This window comes from Nocardia sp. NPDC127606 (genome assembly GCF_042671725.1).
Classification (GTDB): Bacteria; Actinomycetota; Actinomycetes; order Mycobacteriales; family Mycobacteriaceae; genus Nocardia.
This window is the reverse complement of sequence record NZ_JBHXWQ010000005.1, coordinates 369,105-391,903: the sequence shown is the minus strand read 5'-3', so window position 1 is coordinate 391,903 and position 22,799 is coordinate 369,105. Positions and strand designations below refer to the sequence as shown.

General features: G+C 68.1%; 25 protein-coding genes. 11 read left to right on the top strand and 14 right to left on the bottom strand.

From position 1 onward, the window contains the following. Positions 1-93 precede the first annotated feature (93 nt). Positions 94-609 carry an Lrp/AsnC family transcriptional regulator gene (locus tag ACFVJ5_RS24230; protein WP_379223282.1) on the top strand — a complete coding sequence of 172 codons (516 nt, stop codon included), beginning with the start codon at positions 94-96 and terminating at the stop codon, positions 607-609. A gap of 3 nt (positions 610-612) precedes the next feature. Here the strand turns inward: ACFVJ5_RS24230 and ACFVJ5_RS24225 are convergent, their stop codons facing one another. The 9 genes from ACFVJ5_RS24225 to ACFVJ5_RS24185 all read right to left on the bottom strand — a co-directional run bounded on the left by ACFVJ5_RS24225 (position 613) and on the right by ACFVJ5_RS24185 (position 10,772). Further along, positions 613-1,269, bottom strand: a complete 657-nt coding sequence (locus tag ACFVJ5_RS24225) for a GntR family transcriptional regulator (protein ID WP_379223281.1) — start codon at positions 1,267-1,269, stop codon at positions 613-615. Between the two features lie 84 nt (positions 1,270-1,353). Continuing rightward, on the bottom strand, positions 1,354-2,346 hold the full coding sequence (locus tag ACFVJ5_RS24220) for an isopenicillin N synthase family dioxygenase (RefSeq protein WP_379223279.1): 993 nt from the start codon (positions 2,344-2,346) through the stop codon (positions 1,354-1,356). Between the two features lie 10 nt (positions 2,347-2,356). Then, entirely contained in the window at positions 2,357-3,526 is a 1,170-nt protein-coding gene (locus tag ACFVJ5_RS24215) for a nitrate ABC transporter substrate-binding protein (RefSeq protein WP_379223277.1), read from the bottom strand. A 16-nt stretch (positions 3,527-3,542) separates the two neighbouring features. Then, positions 3,543-4,385, bottom strand: coding sequence for an ABC transporter permease (locus tag ACFVJ5_RS24210; protein ID WP_379223276.1), 843 nt, complete (start codon positions 4,383-4,385; stop codon positions 3,543-3,545). After that, complete coding sequence (locus ACFVJ5_RS24205; RefSeq protein WP_379223274.1) at positions 4,385-5,170, bottom strand: ABC transporter ATP-binding protein; 786 nt, start codon at positions 5,168-5,170, stop codon at positions 4,385-4,387. The genes ACFVJ5_RS24210 and ACFVJ5_RS24205 overlap by 1 nt, the downstream gene beginning before the upstream one ends. A 112-nt stretch (positions 5,171-5,282) precedes the next feature. After that, positions 5,283-6,596, bottom strand: a complete 1,314-nt coding sequence (locus ACFVJ5_RS24200; protein WP_379223272.1) for an amidohydrolase family protein — start codon at positions 6,594-6,596, stop codon at positions 5,283-5,285. A 127-nt stretch (positions 6,597-6,723) separates the two neighbouring features. Continuing rightward, entirely contained in the window at positions 6,724-7,836 is a 1,113-nt protein-coding gene (locus ACFVJ5_RS24195; protein ID WP_379223270.1) for a winged helix DNA-binding domain-containing protein, read from the bottom strand. A gap of 66 nt (positions 7,837-7,902) precedes the next feature. Then, on the bottom strand, positions 7,903-8,877 hold the full coding sequence (locus ACFVJ5_RS24190; RefSeq protein WP_379223269.1) for an NADPH:quinone oxidoreductase family protein: 975 nt from the start codon (positions 8,875-8,877) through the stop codon (positions 7,903-7,905). 53 nt (positions 8,878-8,930) lie between these two features. Continuing rightward, complete coding sequence (locus ACFVJ5_RS24185) at positions 8,931-10,772, bottom strand: protein kinase (RefSeq protein WP_379223267.1); 1,842 nt, start codon at positions 10,770-10,772, stop codon at positions 8,931-8,933. Positions 10,773-10,959: 187 nt separating this feature from the next. On the opposite strand from ACFVJ5_RS24185, the gene ACFVJ5_RS24180 reads away from it, so the two are divergent. Then, positions 10,960-11,733: an acyl-[acyl-carrier-protein] thioesterase gene (locus ACFVJ5_RS24180; protein WP_379223265.1), complete on the top strand. Its 774-nt coding sequence runs from the start codon at positions 10,960-10,962 to the stop codon at positions 11,731-11,733. A gap of 54 nt (positions 11,734-11,787) precedes the next feature. On the opposite strand, the gene ACFVJ5_RS24175 is transcribed toward ACFVJ5_RS24180, so the two are convergent. After that, complete coding sequence (locus tag ACFVJ5_RS24175) at positions 11,788-13,455, bottom strand: FAD-dependent oxidoreductase (RefSeq protein WP_379223263.1); 1,668 nt, start codon at positions 13,453-13,455, stop codon at positions 11,788-11,790. Positions 13,456-13,609: 154 nt separating this feature from the next. Between ACFVJ5_RS24175 and ACFVJ5_RS24170 the strand changes: the two genes are divergently transcribed. Continuing rightward, positions 13,610-14,101: a SixA phosphatase family protein gene (locus tag ACFVJ5_RS24170; RefSeq protein ID WP_379223262.1), complete on the top strand. Its 492-nt coding sequence runs from the start codon at positions 13,610-13,612 to the stop codon at positions 14,099-14,101. Between the two features lie 16 nt (positions 14,102-14,117). On the opposite strand, the gene ACFVJ5_RS24165 is transcribed toward ACFVJ5_RS24170, so the two are convergent. After that, positions 14,118-14,321 (bottom strand): hypothetical protein, encoded by a 204-nt coding sequence (locus ACFVJ5_RS24165; RefSeq protein WP_379223260.1) that lies wholly within the window; start codon positions 14,319-14,321, stop codon positions 14,118-14,120. A 48-nt stretch (positions 14,322-14,369) separates the two neighbouring features. On the opposite strand from ACFVJ5_RS24165, the gene ACFVJ5_RS24160 reads away from it, so the two are divergent. The 5 genes from ACFVJ5_RS24160 to ACFVJ5_RS24140 all read left to right on the top strand — a co-directional run bounded on the left by ACFVJ5_RS24160 (position 14,370) and on the right by ACFVJ5_RS24140 (position 17,736). Beyond that, positions 14,370-14,738 carry a VOC family protein gene (locus tag ACFVJ5_RS24160; protein WP_378634314.1) on the top strand — a complete coding sequence of 123 codons (369 nt, stop codon included), beginning with the start codon at positions 14,370-14,372 and terminating at the stop codon, positions 14,736-14,738. Between the two features lie 88 nt (positions 14,739-14,826). After that, on the top strand, positions 14,827-15,291 hold the full coding sequence (locus tag ACFVJ5_RS24155; RefSeq protein ID WP_379223258.1) for a MerR family transcriptional regulator: 465 nt from the start codon (positions 14,827-14,829) through the stop codon (positions 15,289-15,291). Beyond that, complete coding sequence (locus tag ACFVJ5_RS24150; protein ID WP_379223257.1) at positions 15,288-16,304, top strand: aldo/keto reductase; 1,017 nt, start codon at positions 15,288-15,290, stop codon at positions 16,302-16,304. Before ACFVJ5_RS24155 ends, ACFVJ5_RS24150 begins: the two co-directional genes overlap by 4 nt. A gap of 131 nt (positions 16,305-16,435) precedes the next feature. Beyond that, positions 16,436-16,750 carry a GNAT family N-acetyltransferase gene (locus ACFVJ5_RS24145; RefSeq protein WP_378634307.1) on the top strand — a complete coding sequence of 105 codons (315 nt, stop codon included), beginning with the start codon at positions 16,436-16,438 and terminating at the stop codon, positions 16,748-16,750. After that, positions 16,747-17,736 (top strand): pirin family protein, encoded by a 990-nt coding sequence (locus ACFVJ5_RS24140; RefSeq protein WP_379223255.1) that lies wholly within the window; start codon positions 16,747-16,749, stop codon positions 17,734-17,736. The genes ACFVJ5_RS24145 and ACFVJ5_RS24140 overlap by 4 nt, the downstream gene beginning before the upstream one ends. 103 nt (positions 17,737-17,839) lie before the next feature. Here ACFVJ5_RS24140 and ACFVJ5_RS24135 read toward each other — a convergent pair whose 3' ends face one another. Beyond that, positions 17,840-18,319, bottom strand: a complete 480-nt coding sequence (locus tag ACFVJ5_RS24135) for an SRPBCC family protein (protein ID WP_379223253.1) — start codon at positions 18,317-18,319, stop codon at positions 17,840-17,842. Further along, positions 18,316-18,648 carry a helix-turn-helix transcriptional regulator gene (locus ACFVJ5_RS24130; RefSeq protein WP_101465577.1) on the bottom strand — a complete coding sequence of 111 codons (333 nt, stop codon included), beginning with the start codon at positions 18,646-18,648 and terminating at the stop codon, positions 18,316-18,318. The genes ACFVJ5_RS24135 and ACFVJ5_RS24130 overlap by 4 nt, the downstream gene beginning before the upstream one ends. 125 nt (positions 18,649-18,773) lie before the next feature. Here ACFVJ5_RS24130 and ACFVJ5_RS24125 point away from each other — a divergent pair, with 125 nt between their 5' ends. Beyond that, entirely contained in the window at positions 18,774-20,030 is a 1,257-nt protein-coding gene (locus ACFVJ5_RS24125; RefSeq protein WP_379223251.1) for an FAD-dependent oxidoreductase, read from the top strand. Between the two features lie 111 nt (positions 20,031-20,141). Next, positions 20,142-20,783, top strand: a complete 642-nt coding sequence (locus ACFVJ5_RS24120; RefSeq protein WP_379223249.1) for a hypothetical protein — start codon at positions 20,142-20,144, stop codon at positions 20,781-20,783. Between the two features lies 1 nt (position 20,784). Here ACFVJ5_RS24120 and ACFVJ5_RS24115 read toward each other — a convergent pair whose 3' ends face one another. Continuing rightward, positions 20,785-21,630, bottom strand: a complete 846-nt coding sequence (locus ACFVJ5_RS24115; protein ID WP_379223248.1) for a helix-turn-helix transcriptional regulator — start codon at positions 21,628-21,630, stop codon at positions 20,785-20,787. 100 nt (positions 21,631-21,730) lie between these two features. Between ACFVJ5_RS24115 and ACFVJ5_RS24110 the strand changes: the two genes are divergently transcribed. Next, positions 21,731-22,741, top strand: coding sequence for an aldo/keto reductase (locus ACFVJ5_RS24110; RefSeq protein ID WP_379223246.1), 1,011 nt, complete (start codon positions 21,731-21,733; stop codon positions 22,739-22,741). Positions 22,742-22,799: the final 58 nt, after the last annotated feature.

The following is a 22,799-nucleotide window of genomic DNA, read 5'->3' as shown; positions in this document are numbered from 1 at the left end:
TCCATCTTTGTCTGAGCAGGCTGGCTCGAGAAGCCACCGGATCCCCACAAATGGTGGACAATTTGAATAGCAACCGGACATGGAGGTCTTCGCATGCGCACCCCCGCGAAATTGGATGAGCTCGACCTGGCGATCCTCACCGCGATGCACGAGTTCCAGAAGGCCGGAATTCTCGAACTGTCGCGGCGGACGAAGGTCGCGCGGGCGACGGTGCAGGCCCGGATCAACCGGATGGAGGAATCCGGGGTGATCGCGTCCTACGATCCGCAGATCGATGTCACCGCAGCGGGTTTCGATGTGCAGGCGTTCGTGACCCTGGAGATCGCGCAGGGCGCGCTGGATACCGTGAGCGCGGAGCTGGCGGCAATTCCGGGAGTGCTCGAGGCGTACGCGACGACCGGCTCCGGTGACGTGCTGTGCCGGATCGGGGCCGATTCCCATGCCGGATTGCAGGCGGTGTTGTTGAGCATCGATCGGACGGGGTCGGTGGTGCGGTCACACAGTGTGGTCGTGTTGTCGACAGTGGTCGCGCATCGGACCATGCCGCTGCTGCGCACATTGACCCCGGCGGGGACCACGAAGGCCCCCGCCTACCGCGATCACCGCTGACGGTTACTGCCGGGCGAGGCGGGTGAGCAGCCCTTGCACGTGGGCCTCCGCGGCGGCGCGGGCGGACTCGGGGTGGCCGGACTCGAGGGCTTCGACGATGCGGCGGTGCTCGCGCAGGGCGACGCGGCGGTTGCGGGCCGAGCACCACAGGTCGCCGCGGTAGAGGTGGGCCTGGGCTTCCAGCCGGGCCAATTCGTCGACGACGCACGCGTTGCCGGAGGCGTCGCGGATGAAGGTGTGGAACTCCAGGTCGAGCTGGGCGTCGCGAGCGGGATCGGTCGGGTCGTCCAGATGCGCTTGCTGGGCAGTGATGATGCCGGTGAGCTTGTCGAGGTCGGCCTCGGTGAGGCGGGTGGCGGCCGCGGCGGCGGCGAGACCGTCGAGGGCGGCCCGAACCGCGAGGACGTCGCGAATGCGGTCGTCGTCGACGGCGGCCACCTTCGCCCCGGCGTGCGGCGCGCTGACGGCGAGACCCTCGTAGATCAGCTGCTGCACCGCCTCGCGGACGGGGCTGCGACTGACCCCGAGCTCGGTCGCCAGCGCCGGCACGCTGAGCGACTGGCCCGAGGTCAGCTCGCCGGAGAGGACCATCTGCCGGATCCGTCGATGGACAGACTGGCCGAGCAGCGAGGCTTCGGTCATCGCAGAATCTTCGGGCATGCTCGGGCGCCCTGCGTGGTTACGCGGGCTGCCTCCTCCGGGCGCTGACCGCTCATGCCGTGTCCTTTCCGTTGGTTGCGGTGATTATCCCTGGGGGCGGTAGTTCGCCTGTACCCGCTGAGTCAGGAAGTCCGCCGCGGTGACGGGCGGGTACTTGCCCGCGGGCCCCTGGATGACGGCGTCGCGGTCGGCCTGGGCGAAGTAGGCGATGCTGTAGCGCTCACCCTGGTATTCGCCCTCGCCGGGGCTGCGAACGCGGTGGAAGTTCGACGGCAGCAGGTCGTCGCTCCAGCGGGTGAGCATGTCACCGATATTGCAGGTGATCAGGCTCGACGACGGAGTGATGGAAGTCCACTCCTGCTCTTCCATCTCCTTGCCGGGACACACCTGGAGCCCGCCCTGGCCGTCCCGCTGGAAAAGCAGTGTGAGGCAGTCGAAGTCGGTGTGCGCGCCGGCCCGCCACCGTCCGGGGACGCCGCGCAGTTCCTCGGGTACGGCGAAGTAGTGCAGCAGCCGCAGGGCGCTCTGGTAGGTCTCGGAGCCGGGATCGTGCGCGGCGGTGAAGTGTTCGCGTTCGAAGCCGAGGCGATCGGCGAAGCAGGACAGCACCCGCATCGCCACTTCCCAGGCCCGGCTCTCGAAATCGAGGACGCGGGAACGGAATCCGGCCAGCTCGGTCTCGCTGGGCCACAACTCGTCCATGTGCGGCCGGGTGATCTGATACGACTCCTTCTGATCGGGCACGCCGATGGACGGGCGCACCTGACTCAGGCTCTCCCAGCCCGCGTTGTTCTTCTTGACCAGGGGGTACTGCCCCTTGATCTCCTCGGGCAGGGCGAAGAAATCGGCTGTGGTGCCGAACATTTCGTCGATCAGGTCCTGCGGGATGCCGTGGCCGGAGAGCTGGAAGAAGCCGATCTCGGTGGCGGCGGCCCACAGTTCCTCGGTGATCTCGGCGCGACGGCTCTCGAAGTCGGTGAGGTCGATGACGCGGATCTCACGGTCGGTGGTCTCCTTGCCGAGACCTCCCATCTGCTTCTCGCGCGAGACTTCGGACAGGTCGTAGCTGGTGGTCATGGGTGTCTCCTTAGCCGGTGACGGAAATGGCGGGGTCGAGGAATTCCTTGGTGACCAGGTCCTTCGCGGTCAGGCCGGAGGGCACGTTCGCGCCGCCCGCGCGCAGGATGGGTCCGAATTCGTCGATGATGCGCTGGACGCGGGCCTCGTCGAAACTGCCGAGTACGCCGTCGGTGTCGTTGCCGATCAGACCGCCGTCGATGAGGGCCTCGGAGCCGAATTCGGCCAGTTCGGCGCTGTAGGGGCTGAGCTTGGGGTTCTGCTCCACCACGTCGACGACGACGTCGTTGACGTGAGTGGGATCGGCTTTGAACGACGCGGTGGCCTGCTGGATCATCGGCACCAGCTTCTGCAGGCACGGGCGCAGCTCGGCGAGTTTGTCGGCGCGCACGTTCACGGTGCGGGCATAGCCCTCGTAGCCGACGTCCTTGAGCAGTTGGTAGCCGACCGGCTTGTTCCAGGCCCGCACCTCGTGCTCATAGGTGAACGGTTCGGCGTTGGCGAAGCCCTGCTGGGCGAAGGACGGATCGGTGACGAAGCGCGAGGGCGAGTTGTCGTAGGAGGCGTCGATCTGTTCCTTGCGCACCAGCCCGCGGGCGACGAGCCAGTCCGGATACAGCTGCCCCTTGGAGACCACGACCGGCTTACCGGACTTGCCGATATCGGTGATGCCCTTCCAGTCGGGGTTGGTCTTCGGGTCCCACATCAGCATCTGGGGACTGTTGCGCAGCAACGTGGTGACGGCGACGATCGGCTGCTGCCCCGCGGCGGCGATGGCGTGCTCGGAGTGCGCGAGACCGAGGGTGATGCTCTGGTCGACGTACATCTGCGACGGCACGGTCTGGAAGCCGATGGCCGGGCCGCCGGCGCGGATCTCCAGCTTCACGCCGGTGTCCTTGCCGTCGGCGACGAGCGGGCCGGTGATCTTGTTGTTGTCGGCGTCGACCGTGTAGCCGGGGCCGAGCAGACCGAAGATGGGGCCGGAGTCGGTTTCCGGCGCCCACTGGAGCTGGACGACCACGGTGGCGGGGCAGGCGCCTGCGAGTTGTTGTTCGGCGGGCGCCGGTTCGAGCGCGACAGCGGGGGCGGCGGTGGTGTCGTCGGAACAGGCGGACGCGGTGCCCGCCAGCAGCACAGCCAGCGCGGCAACACCGATGCGACGCAAGGGAGGTGTCTTCATGGGGAGTCCTGTCGAGCTATTGGGCGGAGTTGTGCCAGCGACCGACGCTGACCTTCTGGATGACGGTGAACACGGTGAACACGAGCACGCCGAACAGGGCGGCCAGCAGCAGCGCGCCGATCAGGTCCTCGGATTGCAAGCGGGCGCGGTAGGTATCGAGCAGGGTGCCGATGCCGGGTTTGCCCTGCGCGAAGAACATGTCACCGATGATGGCGCCGGTGACCGAAAGTCCTGCGGCGGTGCGCAATCCGGTCAGCGTCGAGGGCAGCGCGGCGGGCAGTTGCAGCGACCAGAGGCGGCGCAGGCGGCCCGCTCGGCCGAGGGTGAACAGTTCCTGGAGGTTGCCGTCGACGGATTTGATGCCGAACAGGGTCATCGCGATGATCGGATGGATCGCGATGAGCACGCACACGGTGGTGCGGGCGGCGAAGCCGTAGCCCAGCCACAGGCCGATGAGCGGGACCACCGCCAGCACCGGGATCGCTTGGAGGACAACCGCGTACGGGTAGACGACGTTCTCGATCGGTTTGGCCTGGCTCATCAGCACAGCGATCGCCACCCCGAGCACCGCCGAGATCAGCAGACCGGTGATCGCGACCCGGGCGGTGACGGCCAGCGCCTCGAGCATCACCTCGAGCTTCTTCGGGTCGGCGAGGGATTCGCTGAACACCACGTGCGGCGGCGGCAGCAGGAAGCGGCGGCCCTCGCTGAGGATCAGCATCGACACCGCGTACCAGGCGGCCAACGCCAGGGTGATCGACACGAGGGGCGCCACCAGGGCACCGGCGAATTTGCGCAGTGGCGCCGTCGGCAGCTGGAGCTTCGCTGCGGCGGGGACACGGGCCGCGACACTCACCATCAGGCAGCCTCTTTCAACGAGCGCGAGATGCGCGAGACGAGTTGGGTGAACGCGGGTTCGAAGCGGAGTTCACGTTCCCGCGGGTAGGGCAGGTCGACGTCGATCACCTCATGGATGCGGCCCGGCCTGGCCGACATCACCACCACGCGCGAGGCGAGGAACACGGCCTCGGAGACCGAGTGGGTGATGAACAGGGCGGTGAAGGCGTTGTCGCGGTAGAGGCGAAGCAGCTCCTCCTGCATGTTCAGCCTGGTCATCTCGTCGAGCGCGCCGAATGGTTCGTCCAGGAGCATCAGGCGCGGTTCCAGCGACAGCGCCCTGGCCAGTGACACGCGCATGCGCATGCCGCCGGAGAGTTGGCTGGGCAGCTTGTTGGCGAAGTCGGCCAGGCCGACGGCTTCGATCGCCCGCTCGACCCGGTCGCGGCGGGTCTTGCGGTCGACCCCGGCCAGTTCGGCCGAGAGTTCGACATTGCGGCGCACCTTGCGCCACGGCAGCAGTGTGGCTTCCTGGAAGATGAAGCCGATCGAATTCGTGCGCACCGCAACGGCTCCCGAGCTCACCGGCTCGAGACCGGCCGCCAGGCGCAGCAGCGTCGACTTGCCGCAACCGGACGGGCCGACCACCGCGACGAATTCGCCTTCGCGGATGTCGAGGTCGATGTCGGTCAGGGCGAGTGTGCCGCCTTCGCCGCCGAAGCGCTTGCTCACGCCGGCGAAGGAAACCTCCATGCCGGACAGCAGCGTCCTCGCGTCGGCGTCGTTCACCGTGTCGTAGAGCGTCACCGTGATCACCTTCTCCTGCGGTATGTCGATTTTGCGTGCAACCTTGGGGTGGAATTAGTTTGATCTAGCTGGATTACATGCAATGTGTCGTTCGTTTCCGATGGATTAACAGTCATCGCATGCGGATCAGACGTCGCGCGAGATCCTGATGATCGACGCGGGTGCTGAGGCCGTCGCGGATCACGGGCTCGCCGTCGACCCACACGGTGTCGATCACGCGCGGTGACGCGGCGGTGAGCAGGGTGGCGCCGGGGTCGAGAACCGGCAGGCAGGCGAAGTCGCGGTCGAAGCGCACCAGGGTGAGGTCGGCGCGGTCGCCCACGGCGATGCCGGTGCGCGAAGGGCGGCCCAGCACCCGGCCCGCGGCGCCGGTCGCCATCCGCAGCATCTCTTCGAAACCGAGCAAGTCGGCCTTCTTGTGGGCCGCACGCTGCAGGTATGCGCCGATACGCAGGGCCAGCAGCATGTCCTGAGTGTCGTTGCTCGCGGCGCCGTCGACGCCGAGCGTCACATCGATGCCCGCGGCGAGCATCTCCGGAACCGGGGCTACGCCACTGCCGAGGCGCATGTTGGAAACCGGGTTGTAGGAGACGGCGACACCGCGTTCGGCGAAGACCTCACGGCCGTGCTCGTCGAGGTTGACGCAGTGCACGGCCAGAGTGCGGTCCCAGAGGAAACCGCTCGCGTCGAGGTAGTCGACGGCCGAGGCACCCGCATGCAATCGGCACATGTCGTCGTCGGTGGCGGTCTCGAGAACATGTATCGACACCGTTTTGCCGGCGGCCTGCGCGTACTCGCGGGTGGCCGCCATGCCGTCGGGGGTGAGGCAGCGCGGGTTGGGGACGGCAAGAGCGGTGGTGATGCGGGTGCCGACCAGTTGCTTGTCGAGTTCGTCGACGTGGGCGAGCGCCTCGTCGAGTGGTTGCATGAGGCGCGGGTCGAGGCCCCATTTGCGGGTGATGTCGGCGCGGTCGGCGATGCCGCGACCGAGGACCACGCGGATGCCGAGCTCTCGCAGCGCGCGGATCATCGCCTGGTGGATCTCGTCGGACGGGCTCGGCCACATGTGTTCGACGACCGTGGTGACGCCGCTGCGCAGCAGTTCCAGGCCGCCTGCCAGCGCCGAGAGGTAGGTCCGCTCCGGGGTGGCGGCCACGGTGTGTTCGCCGACGCAGCGCAGCCATTCCAGCAGCGGCAGACCCTCACCGACCCCGCGCAGAACCGCCTGCTGCAGGTGGGTGTGGGTATTGACGAAACCCGGCAGCAGATAACCACCACCGCCGTCGAAACGGGGCAGATCCGCGTGTTCGGGCGCGGCTCCCATGGCGATGACCACACCGTCTTCGATCACGACTTCGCCGGGCGCCCAGCCCTGCTCGGTGTAAACGGTGACATCGGTAATGACTACGGACGCAACAGATTCCATGCGCGCACCTCTTTCGGGATGCGGCTGGTTCGCTCGCCGGATTCAGCGGAGCACGTCGTCCGTTGCAGCCATGAACGTCGTGGGGACGACCCTAGGAAGCCGTTGTTGCCTCGACGTTAAGGCGATGTCACGGGCGAAGGTCGGCGCCGGGCTCGAGGATCTCGACGACGGGTTCGGATTCGGCCTCGAGGAAGGCGAGCAAGGCGCTCGCTTCCGCTTCCACCTGCGCCGCTTCGGTTTTCGTCCACGGGCGGGCCGGGCTGATCCGCAGGCGCGCGGTCCCGGACTTGACGAAGATCTTGTACACCCCGGCCGCGAAACCGTCGATCAGGATCGGCGAGACATTGGTGGCGAAGGCCCGCAGGGTCGGCGGGTTGTCGTCGCCGGTGATCCGCGCGCGGTCCTGGTGGGACAGCAGCGCGTTGTCGTACCAGCCGAGCAGCCGGACCGGGGCGGGCAGGTCGGGATCGGCGAGTTCGAGGTCGGCCGCGTCGTAGAGGGTGCGGCCGCGGGCGTCGGTGTAGGTGCGCACCCGGTCGCCGAGTTCGGCGACGGCCTTCTTCATGGCGGGCAGGCGTGACCACGCCTGCATGTCCATCGTGCTCGCCGGGCCGAAGGCGCGCAGGTAGCGCAGGATCAACTCCGGCACCGGGTAGGTCGGGTCGAGTGGTGCGCCCAGCCAGGGCTGAACTCGCGACCAGACCGGGCGGCTGTTGTCACCCCAGCGGCCGCGCGGGGGTGTCTGCAGGACGGGGAGTTGGTACAGCCACGTCTGCAGAACCGCACCGGCGTCGCGGTCGGGGTAGCGACGAGCGGCTTCGGCGCGCAGGTCGGCCGCCGACTTCGGCTCGTCACCGAGCGCCGCCTCCCCGTGCGCGCGCACCTCGTCGGGGTCGAGCCCGACCATCGCGCCGTAGTTGAAACCCTTACGGAACGGGGCTTTCTCGAGCTCGGGCTGAATGTGCGGCGCGATCCGCAACGCATCCGACGGCGTGACGAGATGAATCGTGCCGCGCATCAAGGTGATCCGCACGAGCGACCGGTCATCGAGGCCCTTCGATACCGTCGCCGGATCGAAATCGGTTATCCGGCTCCACAAGCCGATGAACGGCGGCGGTACGTCCTGGGCCTGCAAGCCGACCAGGTGCTCGCACATCTGGTCGGTGGTCAGCGTCGAGCGCTCCAGCAGATGCTGGCGGGCCAGCAACGTCCGGTTGAGCGTTCTGTTCGACAGCTGCATTCGGTTTCCTTCGTCGACCCGCGATGATCCGCCGACACTACCGCCGACCTGTGACAGTCGGCGCGGTCAGCGCAGCTGCACGACCACCTTGCCGGTGGCGGTCCGGTTATCCAATGCCGCAACGGCTTCGGCGGTGCTCTCCAGCGGGTATAGCACCGGATCGGGAGCCGGAATCGCGCCGGAGGCCAGCAGCGGGGCGATCTCGGCCCACTGCTCGGCGAGGTAGGTGGGGTGCGACATCACCCATTCGCCCCAGGCCGCGCCGACGACCTCGACGTTCTTGAGCAGCAGGCGGTTCACCTTCACCGTCGGGATCTCGCCCGCGGTGAAGCCCACGACCAGCAGTCGGCCGCCGCCGGCCAGGGAGCGCACGCTGTCGGTGAAGCGGTCGCCGCCGACCGGGTCGAGGACGATATCGACGCCACGACCGTCCGTCAGGTCCTTCACCGCGGCGAGCCAGCCGTCGGTCAGCACCACATCGGTGGCGCCGTTGGCCTTGGCCACCTGGGCTTTCGCATCGGTGCTGACCACCGCGATCACCCGGCCCGCGCCGAGCGCCTTGGCCATGCGCAGCGTGGAGGTGCCGATACCGCCTGCCGCGCCGTGCACCAGCACCGTCTCGCCCTCGGCCATCCTGGCGCGCTTGGTCAGGCAGAAGTGGACGGTGAGGTCGTTGAACAGCACGCCCGCGCCCGCTTCGAGAGAGACGTTGTCGGGCAGGACGAACACGGCGTGTTCCGGCGAGACCGCCACCTCGGCGACGCCGTTGCCGAGCATGGTCAACGCGGCGACCCGGTCACCGGGGCGCAGCGACGAACCCTGCGGCGCCTCGCGCACGACACCGGCCACCTCGCCGCCGACGACGAACGGCAGACCCGGCTTCATCTGGTAGAGACCGCGCGTCATCAGCACGTCGGGGAAGGCGATGCCCGCGGCGTGCACGTCGATCAGCACACCACCCGGATAGGCCACCGGCTCGGGCAGATCGACGATCTCGATCGCCGACGGTCCGTCCAACTTGCCGACCTGGGCTGCGCGCATTTTCGACACCTCTCTTGATGACATTCACCCGCGAACATAACCCGGCGACGGGATCAACGATGGGCGAACTCGGTCACCGGCTCGCTGGCGAGCACCGAACCGGCCTTGATGATCGTCAGACCGGATGAGTCGAGCTGGTACTGGGTGCCGTCGGTCGGGTTGGTCACGGTGTACGCGCCCGCGCCGTTCGGTACCGGATCATCGAGTTCGATCCCGGCGCCGTCGCTGACGCGTACACCCTTGTAGTAGTACCGCTGGTCGCCGGTGTGACAGATGACGACACGCGATCTGGTGGTGCGGGCGATGGACATCGCGGCGTCGTTGTCGTTGCACCGCGGGCCCGCGTTCAGGAAGCCTTGGCCGTCGGCGCCGGAGACACTCGATTGCAGCGGGGGGACAGTGGTCGTGATCGGCGATTGTTCTGTGGTGGGGACCGTCTGGCTGACGGTCTCGATGACCGAGGGATCGATGACGCCGGACGCGGGCGGGACGGCCACATCGCGGCGGTCGTCGACGGTCATCATGAACCACACACCAATACCGACCGCCGCCAACACGATCAGCGAACCCAGCGCACCGGCCAGCACGGGCGTCGCCGAATGACGTTGCGGGGGAATCGGTAGCGGTGCCGACGGATGGGTGTAGCCACTCCCCTGGCCGGGACCGGTCACACCGGGTGCGGCGCGCAGGACCGTGGGCTCGTGCGTCGCTGCCCGATACGCGCCCGCCGGTTGGGGTCCGGTCACCCGGCGCGTCGGCTGCGGTCCGGCGGATTGCGGGCCCGTCACGCGGGGCGTCGAATACGGTCCGGCGGAATAGGCTGCCGCGCCGTGGATCATCGGGCGCGACTGCGAGTCACGGACCAGCGCCGCGGAATCCCGGGTCGGGGGCGAATCGGGCGACAGGGCCGCGGAGTCGCGAGTCGGCGGGGGTTGCGAGTCGGCGGGGACGACGGCCGAGCCGCGGGTCGTCGGCGGAGCAGCGAGATCGCCGACCCGGCTCGGCGGTGTCTGCGGGCCGGTGATCTCGATCCGGGGTCCGGATACCGTGGCGGGAGTGGAGCGTTCGGCTTGGATCAGCGCGGCTCTGGCAGCCCGGGCCAGGTCGACGGGGGTCGCGTAGCGCTGGTCGGGGCGCTTGGCCATGCCCCGCTCGACGACCGGGTCGAAGGTGGTCAGCGTGGCGTCGGCGGCGCTGGGGCGTGGGGCGGGCGCCATCTGATGCGAGCCGATCGCGCCCGCGAGACTGTTCACCGGGTACGGCACCCGGCCGACCAGGCATTCGTAGAGGACACAGGTGAGCGCGTAGGTGTCCACCGACGGCGACATCGGCACACTCTCGAACCGCTCCGGCGCCATGTACGCCATCGAGCCGACCGCGCTGCCCGCGCTGGTGAGCTGCGGGTCGGTGGCGGTGTGGGCGATGCCGAAGTCGACCAGGTAGGCGAACAGGTTGCCGGTGAGCAGGATGTTGCCCGGTTTCACGTCGCGATGGACCAGGCCCACCTCGTGCGCGGCGTCGAGCGCGAACGCGATCTGCTCGACCACCTGCACCGCCTCGACCGGCGTGAGCCTGCCGTACTGCTGCAGCCGCTCCTTGAGGTCGACACCCTTGACCAGGCGCATGTCGATATAGAGAACGCCATCGACCTCGCCCCAGTCGTGCACCGGGATGACGTGCGGTTCCTGCACGCTCGCCATGGCCCGCGACTCGCGGCGGAAGCGCTGCACGAAGGTGGGATCACCGGCGAGTTCACGGTTGAGCATCTTGAGGGCGACAACACGATTCTTGGACGTGTCGTATGCCTCGTAGACCTCCCCCATACCGCCGACTCCGAGAAGTCTGCGAATTTCATAGCGCCCGAACATCGAGCCCGCCATCGCTCCGCCGGCCATTACAGCAGGCTACCTGGGCGCGGATAGGTCTGTCATGTAGGACAACCCCGCCGGCGCCCCCTTGGTGACCCACACCTGCTACCGCTAGTCCCGACTCGGCGCGAGGGTGTGATCTGCGACCCGTAAAGTCGTCTACAGAACTACGCAAGAAGTCGCGACGCACTGGTGTGTCGCGCAAGGAGCACACGTGTCACTCGATCAGCCACTGGCCCCGCTTCCCGAGGAGGGCACGGGTTTCGCCACGGCGTGGCCCGTCCGGGCCGGCGACGTGGATCCTTATCAACGACTGCGCCTGGACGCCGTGGCGCGCTACCTGTCCGACATCGCCTGGGACGAACTCAACCAGACGGCGCTGCACCTCACCGACCCCACCTGGATCGTGCGCCGCACCGTCATCGACGTGATCCGCCCGGTCGTGTGGCCCGATCACGTGCATCTCGAGCGCTGGTGTTCGTCGATGTCCACCCGGTGGACGAATATGCGCACGCGGATCACCAGCGAACGCGGCGGGTTGATCGAGACCGAGGGCTTCTGGATCAACCTCAGCGAGTCGAGCAATCTGCCCGCCCGGATCAGCGACGACGGCCTGGCCTACCTGGCCCGGTCCACCGACGAGCATCGCCTGCGCTGGCGGCCCTATCTCACCGATCCGGCGCCGCGCGAATCCGACGCCGACCTGCCGTTCCCGGTACGGGCGACCGATATCGACCAGTACAACCACGTCAACAACGCCTGCTACTGGCAGGCGGTCGAACAGTTCCTGGTCGACTTCCCGAAGCTGGTCGCCGGACCGCATCGTGCCGTGATCGAGTACGTGGCGCCGGTGCTGGCCCGCGAGCACATCACCGTGCGCGCCCGCCACGAACCGGGCGACCGGACCGGGCAGATGGTGCTGCGGCTGTGGTTCGTGGTCGGGGGCGTCACCACGACCGTCGTCCGGATCATGCCGCTACCCCAGTAGTTTCCGCGACGACGCGGCGTGCCCCGGCGCCGCAGCGGGCGCCGGGGTCATCGCTCAGCCCTTGGCTGCTTTGAGCAGGTCGGCGCGGGTGGTGAACTTGACCCGCGGCCTACCTGCCGCCTTGCCCGCGGTCTTCTCGGCCTGGTCGATGGTCTTCCAGCCCTTGCGGTCGACCAGATCGGGCTGGCGCTGCGCGAGCAGTGCGCGCAGCGCGGCGCGGTCGCCGGTCGGCGCGGCGAGTTTGCCCGCGATGAAGTCGGCGATCACCGCTTCCACGGTTTCCTCGGCGTCGACCCGGTTGGAGCCGATCACCCCGCGCGGGCCGCGCTTGATCCAGCCGGAGACGTAGACGCCGGGGACGGGCTCGGTGGCGTCGATGACCCGGCCGCGCTCGCTCGGCACGGTGCCACGGCGCTCGTCGAAGGGCAGTCCGGCGACGGGTTCGCCGCGGTAGCCGATCGAGCGCAGCACCAGTCCGGTCTCGATGGTCTCGGTGCGATCGGTGGCGGTGGCCACCAATTGCCCGTTCTCCTCGGTCAATTCGTTGTGCGCGAACTCGATCGCGGTGACCGCGTCGGTACCGTGCACAGCGGTCGGCGCGGCGAGGTAGCGGAACACGATCCGCTTGTTCGACAGGTCGGGCTTCGCGGTCGAATACTCTTGCGCGAGCTCGTACTTCAGGCGCAACGAGGGTTCGATGTTCGGATCGTCGAGCAACGCGCGGCTGTGCGGGTCGAGTTCGATATCGGCGGGGTCGACGATCACATCGACGCCCTTGCGGTGAGTGAGCGCCAGGAACTCCGGCGAGCTGTAGGCCGCTTGCAGCGGGCCACGCCGTCCGAGGATCACGACCTCGCGAATGTTGCTGCGCCGCAGGGCGTCCAGCGCGTGGTCGGCGATGTCGGTCTTGGCGAGCTCGTCCGGGTCGCCGGTGAGCACGCGCGCCACATCGAGGGCCACGTTGCCGTTGCCGACGATCACCGCACGCTCACCGGACAGGTCGAACTCACGCTCGGCGAAGTCGGGGTGGCCGTTGTACCAGGCCACGAACTCGGTGGCCGAGTGGCTGCCGGGCAGGTCCTCGCCGGGGATGTCGAGCGAGCGGTCGCTCGAGGCGCCGACGGCGTAGATCACCGCGTGGTGGTGGTCGAGGAGCTCCTGGTGATCGATGTGCTCACCGACCTCGACATTGAGGTAGTACTGCAGCGTGTCGCGGCGGAACGCCGACTCGAACATCTCGGCGACGCCCTTGGTGCCCGCGTGATCGGGAGCGACGCCCGCGCGCACCAGACCCCACGGGGTCGGCAGCCGGTCGAACATCTCGACCTCGACATCGCTGCGCCGCAGCAGCTCGTCGGCGGCGTAGCAGGCCGCGGGGCCCGCGCCGACGATCGCGACGCGCAGCGTGCCCAGACTCTTGGGCGGGCGGACCGGCGTGCTCAGCGGGTCGAAGTTCGACTCGAGCGGGTGACGCTGGAAGTAGGCGGCGTTGATCTCGCGGTATCTGGACAGCGAGGCCAGCAGGTCATCCTCGGAGAAGATCGCGTCCACCGGGCATGCGTCAACGCAGGCACCGCAGTCGATGCAGGTGTCAGGGTCGATGTACAACATCTCCGCCGTGGCGAACTCCGGTTGATCCGGAGTCGGGCGGATGCAGTCGACCGGGCATTCGGTGACGCAGCTGGCGTCGTTGCAACAACGCTGCGTGATGACGTAGGCCATAGGTGCAGATCCTCGAAATGTGTGGTCGGTGGCTCGAGACGCCCCCAGCAGGGCCCGTGGCGGGTGAACCACGAACCCATCGATGGTGACGCAGCTTTCAGTGTGCCTCGAGTGTGACTGCTACCTCACCGCTGCCCGGCATTACGGTGGTCCCATGGTGGCGACCCTGATCCTGATGCGGCACGGAAAATCGGCCTATCCCGACAACGTCGACGACCACGCGCGCCCGCTGGCACCGCGTGGCGAACGCGAAGCGGCGCTGGCCGGGGACTGGTTGCGCGCCGCCGCGCCGCCGATCGACGCGGTGCGCTGCTCGACGGCCGAGCGCACCAGACAAACCCTGGCGGCCACCGGCATCACCGCGCCCGTCGAGTACACCGACGACATCTACGACGCGAACCCGCACACCCTCATGGAACTGATCGGGCTCACCGACGACACGATCTCGACGCTGCTCATCGTCGGCCATGTGCCCGGCATTCCCTGGACCGCGTGGGAACTGGCGGGCAACCGCGAATCCGAACAAGCGACCGAACTCAGCCGCAAGTTCCCCACCTCGGCGCTGGCCGTGCTCGAATTCGATCGGCCGTGGGCACAGCTCGGCCCCGGCACGGGCGAACTCACGACGTTCCACGTCCCGCGCTGACTTCACTCGGTGCGCCTCATTTGAGCAGCTTTCCGCCGATGACGATGCCCACCCCCAGCAGCGCGAGGAGCACGAACGCGACGAATCCGTTCGTCAGCGCCCAGACCACGCCGAGCACGAGTACCACCGGGGCCACCGCGATAGCGGTGATCACCGGGCTCTCCTTGACCGTTTCCCAAGCCGAGCGGGCCCTGACGCGGTCGATGTCCTTACCAGCCATGTGATCCACACTACGTTTCCGTCGGACCACCGTGTCATGCTCGACCACATGGATTGGAAAATCGAACTCGTTGCCATCCCGGTCACCGATGTCGACCGGGCCAAGGATTTCTACACCAGCATCGGCTTCAACGCCGATCACGACCACACACCGTCCCCGGAGATCCGATTCGTGCAGCTCACGCCGCCGGGTTCGGGGTGTTCGATCTGTATCGGACGCGGGCTCACCAGTGCCGCGCCGGGCAGCGTCGAGGGCATGCAGATGGTCGTGGCCAGCGCCGACAAGGCCTATGAACAGCTGATCGCCGCGGGTGTGGCGGCCACCCCCGTCGAGGACATGGGCTGGGGACGGTTCACCTTCTTCGCCGACCCCGACGGCAACAAGTGGGCCATCCAGGAGCTGCCGAACTACAGCTGACTTCGCTCGTCCCGGGAGAATAGGCCTTGCTTGGAGTGCACTCCAGGTGGATAGCGTCTAGGAAGTTCCACGGGAAGGGACGAGCACGATGGACCAGGACGCGGCGCTGCGCGCCGAGAGCGGCGACGACGAGCACGAGCGCCCGAGGTATTCGATCGGCCAGGTGGCGCAACGATCGGGCCTGAGCCGCGACACCCTGCGCTGGTACGAGCGGATCGGGCTGATGAGCTACGTCGGTCGCGATCACACCGGCAACCGCCGGTTCAGCGACCGCGACCTGGAGTGGCTGGCGCTGATCGCCCGCCTGCGGCTCACCGGTATGCCGGTGGCCGACATGATCCGCTACGCCGAACTGGTCCGGGCAGGCGAGCAGACCTACCCGGATCGGTTGGAGATGTTCCGGCAGACCAGATCCGACGTGCTCGACAAGATCGCGGAGCTGCAACAGACCGTGGCCGTTCTCGACTACAAGATCGCCGTCTACGAAGGCCGATCGGATGTGGTCCGTCCCGCCACGATCACCGTGCACACGAGCGAAGGAAGCGACACATGAGCACCACCGCGACACTGCCGACCACGACGCTGGGCGCAGGCGGACCGCTGATCGGCACCCAGGGGCTGGGCTGCATGGGCATCAGCGAGTTCTACGGTGATACCGACGCGGCCGAATCTCGGGCCACCCTCGACCACGCGCTCGAACTCGGCGTCACCCTGTTCGACACCGCCGATGTGTACGGATCCGGCCACAACGAGGAATTCCTCGCCGATTTCGTGCGGGCCAACCGCGAACACCTGCTCATCGCCACGAAATTCGGCATCGTGCGCAAGGCCGACGATCCGTCCTTCCGCGGCTTCGACAACTCCCCCGCCTACATCCGCGCGTCGGTCGAGGCCAGCCTGCGCAGGCTCGGCGTCGACACGATCGACCTGTACTACATGCACCGGCGCGACCCGCGGGTGCCGATCGAGGAGACCGTCGCCGCCATGGCCGAACTCGTCGCGGCGGGCAAGGTGCGCGCGCTCGGACTGTCCGAGGTGACCGGTGACGAGTTGCGCGCCGCGCACGCGGTGCACCCGATCGCGGCCCTGCAGTCGGAGTGGTCGCTGTTCTCCCGCGACGTGGAGCGCACTGCGGTGCCCGCGGCGGCCGAACTGGGTGTGGCGTTCGTGCCGTACTCGCCGCTGGGCCGCGGCTTTCTCACCGGTGCTTTCACCTCGGCGACGGAGCTCAGCGACCAGGACTTCCGCAAGTTCCAGCCCCGCTTCACCGGCGACAACGCCCAGCACAACGCCGCGTTGCTCGCACCGCTGGCCGCGATCGCCGCCGCGCACGACATCACCCAGGCCCAGGTCGCACTGGCGTGGGTACACGCGAGAGCGGGTGTGCACAACCTGTCCGTGGTGCCGATTCCCGGCACCCGCAAGCGGACCAGACTGGCCGAGAACGTGGCGGCGGCGTCTGTGCGCCTGTCTGCGGACGAACTGGCGGCAGTGGAGCCGATCGCCGAACAGGTGGCAGGCAGCCGGTACGCGGATATGACGTTCACCTCTGCAGGACGCGAATAGAGTCCCGCGACGACCGACGATCGCGCGGAATAGGCTGCGGCCGACGAATGGTTCTGATTACCGTCACGGTCGACGCAACGGGCGCGCCGACCCTCAGCGCACCGCCGTCGGTGCAGAAGGAGCGTTTGCCGATGACCGAGACAGCAGAGTCACAGCGCCGCGTCGTGCGCAATGTCGAGAAGAACCGCTACGACGTGTTCTTCGACGATGAGCTCGCCGGCTTCGCCGAATACATCGAGCGCGACAACGACACCGATTTCATCCACACCGAGATCGATGACGCGTTCGCGGGCAAGGGACTCGGCGGCGTACTCGCCCGCCAAGCCGTCGAGGACGTGATCGCGCGCGGGCGCACCATCACCGCGCACTGCCCGTTCATTCGTGGCTGGCTGGACAAGCACCCCGAGTACGACGCGCACGTGGTGGGCAAGGGCATCACCGGATGAGCGACATGGAGATCGACCCGGACGAGGCGCTGTGTGAGCCGTCGCCGCGTCCGGGCCCGATCGCCGAGTTGTATCCGGCCAGGGAGGTCCCGCTCGGCGGGGTGCGCGGGGTGTACGTGGAACGCACTCTGCCGCAACGGGATCTGCCGACCGTGGGTGCGTGGTGCTTCCTCGACCGGTTCGGTTCGGCCACCACGACCGAGGCCGGCGCCTCCCCCGACATCTTGCCCCACCCCCACATCGGCTTGCAGACGGTGACCTGGCCGCTCGACGGCCGCATCCGGCATCGTGATTCGGTGGGCTCCGACGTGGTGATCGAACCGGGTCAGCTGAACCTGATGACCTCCGGTCGCGGCATCGCGCACTCGGAGTTCGGTGTGCCCGGCGCCGAGTCGGCCAACGGCCTTCAGCTGTGGATCGCGCTGCCCGGCAGTGCGACGGGCGTCGATCCCCATTTCGAACAGCATCGTGAACTGCCGATCTACGCGGAACCGGGCCTGCGCGCCACTGTGCTGATCGGCGCGCTGGGTGGTGTCGCCTCGCCGGCGAAGGCTTACACACCGATCGTCGGGGCCGACATCGTGCTCGATCCCGGTGCCGAGGTGCGGCTGCCGCTGGAGCTCGCGTTCGAGCACGCGGTGCTGGTGATCGCGGGCACGGTGACGGTCGACGGCACCGATCTCACCCCTGGACCGCTGCTGTACCTGGGTACCGACCGCGCCGAGCTGCGGCTGTCCAGTGCCGAGGGTGCGCATTTCGCGCTGGTCGGCGGCGAACCCTTCGCCGAAGAGTTGGTGATGTGGTGGAACTTCGTCGCCCGCAGTCACGACGAGATCGTCGATGCCCGCGACGCGTGGGAAGCCCGCGACACCAGCCGCTTTCCCACGGTCGTCGGCCACATCCCCGACGAGCGGATACCTGCCCCGCCGCTACCGCCGTTGCGCTTGAAGCCGCGCAAACGAGCGACCGGCTGCAGTCACCGCTGACCCGGCACCGAGGTCGACGCAGTCCCGAATCAGCCTGTACGCGAGCTGAATCGGCCGCCTGCACCCGATGCGGGCTCCCCAGCGCCGCACCGGGTGGGCGCGCTCAGCGACCTGCGGCGAGCAGGGCGTCGAGGGCGCGGTAGCTGTCGTTGAGACCGCCCTCCATGCCAGAGGCCAGCATGCCCGCGCATTCCTCGGCCGTGTGGAAGATGCTGTCGGTGGCGACCCGGGTGCGGCCGTCGCCGAGATCGATGAAGGTGGTGGAGTCGATGGAGATATGGGCGGGCATGCCGTCCCACTCGAAGGACTGCACGATGCGTTCCTTCGGGGTGATCTCGCGGAAGCGGCCCTCGAACCCGTAGGACTCGTCGCCGTCGTGTTCGACGAAACGCCAGTGGCCGCCCTTGCGGAACTCCCAGCGCTCGACGTCGACCACATGGCCGCGACCCCACCAGCGTGAGAGCTGCTCGATGCGGCTGTAGGCGTCCCAGACCCGGTCCAGTGGCGCGTCGAAATCGCGTTCGATGTGGACTTCGCGGTCCGAGGTGGAGGTGATGACGGCGTCGTTGGTGGTTGTGCTCATTGCTCTGGCTCCGTTCGTTGCAGGAATTCACCGAGACGGTCCATCCGGGCTTCGAGCATCTGCCGATAACCCTGCATCCAGGCCACCTCACGATCGAAGACGTGCTCACAGATCCGGCAGTACCGCACCCGCCCACGCTTCTCGGTGACCACCATGCCCGCGTCCTCGAGCAGACCGATGTGCTTCTTGATGCCGGTCAAGGTCATCTCGAAGCGCTCGGCCAACTCGCTGACACTCGCGGGCCCACGCCCGAGCTGCTCGAGGATGCCCCGCCGTGTGGGGTCCGCGAGCGCCCCGAACGAGGCGTCTAGGAAGTCATACTGAACCATCTAGTTCAGTATTGCGTGGCGACGTCATCCGGTCAACCCCCTTTCGGAAAACCCTGGACGGGCCGAGGGATTCACTACTACGCTTTGTCGTAGAACCTGGCGGGAATCATCGAGGGGGAACATTGATGGACACGACCACCTGTTGCATCGTCGGCGGTGGCCCCGCGGGCACGATGGCAGGCCTGCTGCTCGCCAGAGCGGGCGTCGAGGTGACCGTGCTGGAAAAACACGCCGACTTCCTGCGGGATTTCCGCGGCGACACGGTGCACCCGTCGACGGTGCGGCTGATCGACGAACTGGGGCTCGGCGCCGAGTTCGCCCGGTTGCCGCGGTCCGAGCTCACCCGGATGTGCATGTACGCGGGCGACCGCATGGTGGTCGCGGCCGATCTCACCCGAATTCCCGGCAAGTACCGGCACATCGCCATGGTGCCGCAATGGGACTTCCTCGACCTGCTCACCAGTGCCGCGGCCGAGGAACCGAGCTTCACCCTGCGGATGCGCTCGACCGCGACCGGACTGATCGACGAGGCGGGCCGGGTGGCAGGCGTGCGCTATCTCGATGCCGACGGCGTCGAACACGCCCTGCGCGCCGATCTCGTGATCGCCTGTGACGGACGCGATTCCGTGACGCGCGAGGCCGCGGGGCTGCGGCAGCGCATGGAGGACGTGCCGATGGACATGTGGTTCTTCCGCATCCCGAAAGCGGAAGACGACATCGACGGCGGTGCCGTGCAGGCCCGCTTCACCAGCGGCAACTCCGCGGTGGCCATCGACCGCGGCGACTACTACCAGACCGGCTACATCATCGAAAAGGGCTGTGACGCTGAGCTTCGCGCCGCGCACGACGTGCGGTGGTTGCGTGAACGCGTCACCGAACTCTTCGGCTGGTCCACCGAGGCGACCGCGGCGATCCGGACCTGGGACGACGTCGCGCTGCTCGAGGTGACGGTGGGCATGCTCGACCGGTGGTACGTCCCCGGCCTGCTGTGCATCGGCGATGCCGCGCACACGATGTCGCCGGTCGGCGGGGTCGGCGTCAACCTCGCGGTGCAGGACGCCGTCGCGGCCGCGCGCATCCTGGCCCAGCCGCTGCTCGACGGCACCGTGCAGACCGCCGACCTGGAAAAGGTGCAGCGCAGGCGGATGCTGCCCGCGAGCTTCACCCAGCGATCCCAGCGCGGCGAACACGACCTGCTCATCGCGCCCGCGTTGCGGGGAACCCTGCACACCGCGCCACTGCCGTTGCGTGTCGTCGACGCCGTGCCCGCGCTCGCCGGGATCACCGCCTACCTCGGCGGCATCGGGCTGCGCCCCGAGCACGCGCCGGAGTTCGCCCGACGTCCACAGACCGGCGTCGAATCGTCGAACGCGCGGCGCTGATCCGTCCCTGCCCCACCGGCTGTGGACTTTCCGAACGGGGCCGCAACAGCTAGGTTTGCCGCGACGAACGGGGCGAATCGGACCCTGGTGGAGCAGCAGGAGGCTTGCGGGATGAGGATCGGCACTGGGGTCGGGGCGGCACTGCTCGCGATGGGGATCATCGTGGCGGCAGCCGGGAACGGGTACGCCGAGCCCGCCCCGATAGTCGCCGAGCAGCCGGTCGAGGCGCCCTCGCTGCGCGGGGTCGACAAGGGCGTGAACTACCAGGTGAGCGCGACCGATGACCGGCGCGCGGTGGTCACCACCATCGACACGGGGCGGTTCCAGCTCGTCCACGACGCGAAAGTCGTCGCGGTCACCGACGAATCGGGGGCGGTTCTCGCGGCGCTGCCGATGGTCGTGCGCGTCGGCACGCACGCGGTGCCGCTCACGCCGTCGATCGACGAGAAGGGCACCGGCCTGACCCTCACCCCGATCAGCGAATCCACCACACCGGTGCGCGACATCAGCGCACAGGAACGCTTCTTCGCCGAAACCCAACGCCTGCAACCGAAGATCATCGAAGGCGCCGCCATCGGGGCCGCCATCGGTTTCGTTCTCGGCTTCCCGCTCGGCCTGTTCATCCTGGACTTCATCACCGTCCCGGTCGCCACCGTGGCGGGCGCGGCGATCGGCGCGCTCGCCGGGTACGCGCTGGCAGGCGGTCAGCCCGCGATCGACACCGCGCTGGCCTATGTCACCGGGGCGCCCTGAATCAGGGTGTCGGACTGAGGAGTTGAGTGCCGATCACGCGCAGCAGTGCCATCTTCTCCGCCGCGTCGGTGCCCGGACGCGGCAGATAGACCAGCAGTCGCTGGGCCGCGTTCGGGGTGAGCAGGGTCTCGCAGATCGTATCGATCAGGCCGATTTCCGGGTGCAGGAACTGTTTGGTGTCGGAGATCCGCACGGCGACTTCGTGTTCGTTCCACAGCTCTTCGAATTCCGCACTGTTGCCGCGTAACTCGCTGATGAAGCCGGTGACCTCGGCATCGTCGGCGCGACGTGCCGCGGTGGCACGCAGATCGGCCACATGGCTGCGGCTCATGCGGGACCAATCCGATTCGGGGAACAGCGTTCTGGCCGACGGGTCGGTGAACCAGCGCCAGGAATAGAAGCGATCGAGGCCGCTGCGGGTGCTGTGGTCACCGGCCAGCAGGCTGTGCATGCGGTTCTGCACGAGGACCTCGCCGAGGTCGGTGATCACAGCGGCGGGCACGTCGTCGAGTTTGTCCAGCATGTGCAGCAGCCCGGGGCCCACGTGCTTGTCGCGCAGCCCACGGTCCGGTGACGGGTGGCCGCACAGATGGAACAGGTGGTCGCGCTCGTCGGCACTCAGGCGCAGCGCGCGAGCCAGCGCGGCGAGGACCTGGGTGGACGGGCGTGGACCACGCGCCTGTTCGAGGCGGGTGTAGTAGTCGGTCGACATGCCGGTGAGCAGAGCCACCTCGTCGCGCCGCAGACCGGGCGTGCGTCGGCGCACGCCAGGGGGCAGGCCCACGTCGGCGGGGGTGAGCAGTTCCCGGTGACGGCGCAGGAAGTCGGCCAGCTCGGATCGGTCCATGTCTCCATGGTGCGCTTCGCGGCGGCGCCCAGCCAGGGACCGGCGATCCCCCGATGAACGATCTCTGCCGCGACCGGCGTTCGCGGCGCAGGCTCGAAGCATGACGAACTCACAGATCCCCACCGTCGTCCTCGGCGACACCGGCCCCCGGGTCAGCCGCATCGGCCTCGGCGCGATGGGCATGTCCGGGATGTACGGCGCCTCCGACGACCGTGAATCGGTCGCGACCGTCCACGCCGCCATCGACGCGGGCATCAACCTCATCGACACCGGCGACTTCTACGGCGCGGGCCACAACGAGATGCTGATCGGCAAGGCCATCGCCGAACGCGCCCGCGAGGACGTGGTGCTCAGCGTGAAGTTCGGTGCGCTGCGCGGGCCGGGCGGAACATGGGGCGGCTTCGACGGGCGTCCGGCCGCACTGCGCAACTTCCTCACCTACACACTGACTCGACTCGGCGTCGACCACATCGACATCTACCGGCCCGCGCGCCTGGATCCCGAGGTGCCGATCGAGGACACCGTCGGCGCCATCGGCGAACTCGTCGAGGCGGGGTACGTCCGGCACGTCGGACTCTCCGAGATCGGCGCCGACACGTTGCGGCGTGCCGCCGCCGTGCATCCGATCGCCGACCTGCAGATCGAGTACTCGCTCATCTCGCGCGGTATCGAGAAGGAGATCCTCCCGGTCGCACGGCAACTCGGCACGGGCATCACCGCTTACGGCGTGCTGTCGCGGGGGCTGCTCAGCGATACCTTCCGCAACGGCGGGCCGGCGACGGCCGGTGACTTTCGTGCCCACAGCCCGCGCTTCCAGGGCGAAAACCTCACCCGGAACCTGCGCTTGGTCGAGGCTCTGGCCGATATCGCCGCCACGAAACAGGTTTCGGTCGCCCAGCTCGCGATCGCCTGGGCGCTGAGCCGCGGCGAGGACATCGTGCCGGTCATCGGCGCGCGCAGCCGGACGCGCCTCCACGAGACGCTCGGCGCGCTCGCGATCTCGCTCACGCCGGACGAGCTGGCCGTGATCGAAGCGGCCGCACCGGCCGACGCCGTCGCCGGCGAGCGGTACGCAGCCGAGCAGATGGCGATGCTGGACAGCGAACACTGATTTCGCCAGGCCACCCCGCCGTGCGTTGTCGCCGGTCTCCGCTACCGTTGACACCAGT

Coding starts and splice junctions, on each gene's coding strand:
- ACFVJ5_RS24170 (WP_379223262.1), top strand. CDS start 13,610: ATGGTGGCGACCCTGATCCTGATGCGGCACGGAAAATCGGCCTATCCC.
- ACFVJ5_RS24145 (WP_378634307.1), top strand. CDS start 16,436: ATGACCGAGACAGCAGAGTCACAGCGCCGCGTCGTGCGCAATGTCGAG.
- ACFVJ5_RS24115 (WP_379223248.1), bottom strand. CDS start 21,630: ATGGACCGATCCGAGCTGGCCGACTTCCTGCGCCGTCACCGGGAACTG.
- ACFVJ5_RS24220 (WP_379223279.1), bottom strand. CDS start 2,346: ATGACCACCAGCTACGACCTGTCCGAAGTCTCGCGCGAGAAGCAGATG.
- ACFVJ5_RS24130 (WP_101465577.1), bottom strand. CDS start 18,648: ATGGTTCAGTATGACTTCCTAGACGCCTCGTTCGGGGCGCTCGCGGAC.
- ACFVJ5_RS24200 (WP_379223272.1), bottom strand. CDS start 6,596: ATGGAATCTGTTGCGTCCGTAGTCATTACCGATGTCACCGTTTACACC.
- ACFVJ5_RS24165 (WP_379223260.1), bottom strand. CDS start 14,321: ATGGCTGGTAAGGACATCGACCGCGTCAGGGCCCGCTCGGCTTGGGAA.
- ACFVJ5_RS24230 (WP_379223282.1), top strand. CDS start 94: ATGCGCACCCCCGCGAAATTGGATGAGCTCGACCTGGCGATCCTCACC.
- ACFVJ5_RS24190 (WP_379223269.1), bottom strand. CDS start 8,877: ATGCGCGCAGCCCAGGTCGGCAAGTTGGACGGACCGTCGGCGATCGAG.
- ACFVJ5_RS24175 (WP_379223263.1), bottom strand. CDS start 13,455: ATGGCCTACGTCATCACGCAGCGTTGTTGCAACGACGCCAGCTGCGTC.
- ACFVJ5_RS24140 (WP_379223255.1), top strand. CDS start 16,747: ATGAGCGACATGGAGATCGACCCGGACGAGGCGCTGTGTGAGCCGTCG.
- ACFVJ5_RS24210 (WP_379223276.1), bottom strand. CDS start 4,385: ATGGTGAGTGTCGCGGCCCGTGTCCCCGCCGCAGCGAAGCTCCAGCTG.
- ACFVJ5_RS24150 (WP_379223257.1), top strand. CDS start 15,288: ATGAGCACCACCGCGACACTGCCGACCACGACGCTGGGCGCAGGCGGA.
- ACFVJ5_RS24195 (WP_379223270.1), bottom strand. CDS start 7,836: ATGCAGCTGTCGAACAGAACGCTCAACCGGACGTTGCTGGCCCGCCAG.
- ACFVJ5_RS24110 (WP_379223246.1), top strand. CDS start 21,731: ATGACGAACTCACAGATCCCCACCGTCGTCCTCGGCGACACCGGCCCC.
- ACFVJ5_RS24155 (WP_379223258.1), top strand. CDS start 14,827: ATGGACCAGGACGCGGCGCTGCGCGCCGAGAGCGGCGACGACGAGCAC.
- ACFVJ5_RS24135 (WP_379223253.1), bottom strand. CDS start 18,319: ATGAGCACAACCACCAACGACGCCGTCATCACCTCCACCTCGGACCGC.
- ACFVJ5_RS24225 (WP_379223281.1), bottom strand. CDS start 1,269: ATGCCCGAAGATTCTGCGATGACCGAAGCCTCGCTGCTCGGCCAGTCT.
- ACFVJ5_RS24160 (WP_378634314.1), top strand. CDS start 14,370: ATGGATTGGAAAATCGAACTCGTTGCCATCCCGGTCACCGATGTCGAC.
- ACFVJ5_RS24120 (WP_379223249.1), top strand. CDS start 20,142: ATGAGGATCGGCACTGGGGTCGGGGCGGCACTGCTCGCGATGGGGATC.
- ACFVJ5_RS24125 (WP_379223251.1), top strand. CDS start 18,774: ATGGACACGACCACCTGTTGCATCGTCGGCGGTGGCCCCGCGGGCACG.
- ACFVJ5_RS24215 (WP_379223277.1), bottom strand. CDS start 3,526: ATGAAGACACCTCCCTTGCGTCGCATCGGTGTTGCCGCGCTGGCTGTG.
- ACFVJ5_RS24185 (WP_379223267.1), bottom strand. CDS start 10,772: ATGGCCGGCGGAGCGATGGCGGGCTCGATGTTCGGGCGCTATGAAATT.